This window comes from uncultured Campylobacter sp. (assembly GCF_938045225.1).
In the GTDB taxonomy this organism is placed as follows: domain Bacteria; phylum Campylobacterota; class Campylobacteria; order Campylobacterales; family Campylobacteraceae; genus Campylobacter_A.
Genome location: NZ_CALINL010000223.1, coordinates 1 through 2,749 on the forward strand (window position 1 = coordinate 1; position 2,749 = coordinate 2,749).

The 2,749-nt window shown below is 46.7% G+C and carries 2 protein-coding genes and 1 pseudogene; all 3 read right to left on the reverse strand.

Annotated features, from left to right (window positions below; all coding sequences use genetic code 11):
• Positions 1 to 262: 262 nt before the first annotated feature.
• Positions 263 to 979 (reverse strand): annotated as a pseudogene (locus Q0200_RS08075) (transporter substrate-binding domain-containing protein); the annotation flags it as partial.
• A gap of 161 nt (positions 980 to 1,140) precedes the next feature.
• The gene (locus tag Q0200_RS08080; protein WP_297940031.1) at positions 1,141 to 1,968 is read right to left on the reverse strand and encodes a radical SAM protein; all 828 of its coding nucleotides are present in this window, start codon (positions 1,966 to 1,968) and stop codon (positions 1,141 to 1,143) included.
• Positions 1,968 to 2,744, reverse strand: a complete 777-nt coding sequence (locus Q0200_RS08085) for a 4Fe-4S binding protein (protein WP_297940034.1) — start codon at positions 2,742 to 2,744, stop codon at positions 1,968 to 1,970. Before Q0200_RS08085 ends, Q0200_RS08080 begins: the two co-directional genes overlap by 1 nt.
• Between the last annotated feature and the right edge of the window lie 5 nt (positions 2,745 to 2,749).

A 2,749-nucleotide genomic window follows, 5' to 3' on the forward strand; every position in this document is an offset into this window, starting at 1 on the left:
GTTGCTTATTTATTTTTGAATTATTTAAATTTATACGAGTCTTACACAAAATATCCATAAAACCAAAAATAATCTTACTAAATTTAGTTTAACGACTTCCTAGCGCCAAAATACCTGTTTTATGGTTTTATGTTGTGTAGAAAAGTTATAAAAATAGTATTTAGAAAATGCATTTATGTCAAAAGATAGTTTGAAAAATAAATTTGACTACATAAATTATAAATTTGTAAATTTAAAATTTACCCGCCCACTGCTTTTTGGTTTATTCCGAAATATCCTTATCAAAATACTTCATCGATATTTCTTTTAGTTTGCCTTCTACGCGTAGCTCCTATAGTGCCTTATTTGCGACGTTTAGCAGCTCGATGTTGCCTTTATGCACGACTGCGGCCGTGTACATCGGATCTTCGCCTGCTTCTATCAGCTTTATTGGGGCTTTTGGGTGCTTGTTTGTAGTCGTAGAACATCACAGCGTCGTCTATCATGTCGTCGGCACGCTTCGTGATTTGAGATTTATCTGGTCGCTTAGGTTATCGGCTGCGACGAGTTTTGCGCCGTACTTTTCGACGGTCGGTATCCACATGCTATTTACCGAGTGCGTCGAGTGCTTGCCCTTTAGATCGGCAAAGCTCTTGATATCGTCGTTGTCCTCGTGCACGATGATTGCCGAGTACGAGGTCATGTATGGCAAGGAGTAGTCGTACTTTTTCTTGCGCTCTTCGGTGATGCTTACTTGATTAAACACGGTGTCCGCCTTGCCCGCATCAAATGCCGCTAGCATCGCGTCCCAAGAGGCTTCGATAAATTTAGGCTTTAGGCCTAGCTTGTCTGCGACCGCTCTTGCGATTTCTACGTCGTAGCCCATCAGCTCGTCTTTTTTGTTATGAAACGAAAACGGCGAATACACTCCCTCGGTCGCGATAGTGATCACACCGTCTTTTTTGATCTGCTCGAGCGATTCTGCGCTTGCTAAATTTAAACAAACGGCAAGCGCCGACCTAGTTTTAAAATCTGTTTTAGCTTCATGCTAACTCCTTTTGTGAAATTTGAAAATAAAATCGTAAAAATCGCGACCGCGATATAAATTTAAATTTGACAGACAGATAAAAAGCCGACAAAACCCGCCGTAACGCAAAGCCCTTATCCTTCGCAAAGCTTACCGCACGCGTCGGCGCGACATCTGCTGCAGTGAGTCATTTGGTGAATGGAGCCGCCGATTAGCTTTCGCATGTTGCGAATTTCTTCGTTTGAGGGCGATTTGATATTTGCAAAAGGGGTGTCATGCACGGGGATCATCGCCATGCAGTTCATGATATCGGCTTGCCACTCTTTGGCTTTTTTTGCGATTTGGGGGACGTGATCCATATTGACGCCGGGGATTACGACCGTATTAATTTTTACGATCATGCGGGCTTCTTTTAGCTTGCGGATCCCTTCCTCTTGGCGTGCCTGAAGAATTCTAGCGCCCTCTTCGCCGCGGTAAATTCTATTTCCGTGGCGTACCCACGCATAAATTTTGCCGCCCACTTCGGGCGTTACGGCATTAACGGTTACCGTCACGTGGCTCACGCCGATGCGGACGATATCATCCACGTGCTCGGGCAGAGCTAGACCGTTTGTGGACAGACAAAGCAAGGCGTGAGGGAAGCGGGCTTTGCATTTTTCAAAGGTCGCTAGGGTCTTGTCGGCATCGCACATAGGATCTCCGGGCCCTGCGATACCGATGACCGAGATATCTTGTCTAAATTTAAATAGATTTTCCACGTATAGCGCGGCTTCGTCAGGGCTTTGCACCCTCCCCGTTACGCCGGGGCGATTTTCGTTGGCGCAGTCGTAGATGCGGTTGCAAAAATTGCATTGGATATTGCAATGCGGCGCTACAGGAAGGTGCACGCGCCCGTAGCTAGCGGACGCTTTTTTGCTAAAGCAGGGGTGGTTGTCGAAGGAGGGTTTGGCGAAAAAATTCATCAATCTTTTTTCCTTCCGAATTTGATGGCATCCGCGTGGCAAACATCCATACAATCGCCGCAGTTCGTGCAGTTCATCTCGTCCGGTCTCGTGCCCATTTCGCATTTGCGCAAACAGGCGTTGCAGTTATCGCAGGCGCTCGTTTTATAAACGCGAAATATTGAAATTTTACGCAGCAGCTCCATTATGCCGCCGCTAGGACAGGCGAAGCGGCACCATAAATTTGCGACGATCAAGGATGCGGCGATGAGGGCCACGACGACGGCAGTGCGAACCGCCCAGTACCAATCTGAAAATTTAAAGGACATGATAACGGCGTTGAGATACTCGTCGCTGGTGCGGATGGGGATCATGACGCGAGGATTGCCGTAGATAAAATATACGCCCGCGCTAAGCAAAACGGCTAGAACCATTCCTATTTGCGCATATCGTAGCTTCTTATTGTTTTTTAGCTTGAGCTTAAAAGCGGCAAATTTGCCCAGCATTTGATTGACGAATCCGCCCGGGCAAAGCCAGCCGCAAAACGCGCGCCCGAGGAAAATAACCAGCACGGGGATAAACAGCCAAAAGCCGAAAAACACGGTCGCGATCCGCCCCCAGCACGTAACGATCGGACAGGATTGGCAGTTTACGAAAGGCACGATAAAAGGGCATCTAAAAATCCCGTAATACGCCCATTGCCCGATCGCGCCGATAAAAATCAGCTGCACCAAGCGACGAATTTTAGTTAGCCTAGAGACTTTTTTCATCTTTGCCATATTTACGATACTAAACATCTTTT